The sequence below is a fragment of the Noviherbaspirillum sp. ST9 genome, assembly GCF_048799745.1.
Classification (GTDB): domain Bacteria; phylum Pseudomonadota; class Gammaproteobacteria; order Burkholderiales; family Burkholderiaceae_D; genus Noviherbaspirillum.
On sequence record NZ_JBLWFR010000152.1, the window covers coordinates 1 to 587 of the forward strand.

General features: G+C 60.6%; 1 protein-coding gene. It reads right to left on the reverse strand.

Annotated elements, in window-relative coordinates; genetic code table 11:
• Positions 1-587: HAMP domain-containing protein (locus ACNOHI_RS25265; RefSeq protein WP_420477478.1), on the reverse strand; the 587-nt coding region annotated here is incomplete at both ends.

A 587-nucleotide genomic window follows, 5' to 3' on the forward strand; every position in this document is an offset into this window, starting at 1 on the left:
CGCAGTTGATCCACCATGGTGTTGATGGTGTCCTTCAACTGAAGAATTTCGCCGCGCACGTCCACGGTAATCTTCTTCGACAAGTCGCCGTTCGCCACCGCGGTGGTCACGTCGGCGATGTTGCGCACCTGCGAGGTCAGGTTGCCTGCCATCGAGTTCACCGAGTCGGTCAAGTCCTTCCAAGTACCGGCGACGCCCGGCACGTTTGCCTGTCCGCCCAGCTTGCCTTCGGTACCCACTTCGCGTGCCACGCGCGTCACTTCCGAGGCGAACGAGGAGAGCTGGTCCACCATCACGTTGATGGTGTTCTTCAGTTCCAGGATTTCGCCCTTGGCGTCGGCGGTAATCTTCTTCGACAGGTCGCCCCGTGCCACCGCCGTCGTCACTTCCGCAATGTTTCGTACCTGGCCGGTCAGGTTCGAGGCCATGAAGTTCACGTTGTCGGTCAAATCCTTCCACGTGCCGCCCACGCCCTTCACATGCGCCTGTCCGCCCAGCTTGCCTTCGGTACCCACTTCGCGCGCCACGCGCGTCACTTCCGACGCAAACGAGTTCAGCTGGTCCACCATCACGTTGATGGTGTTCTT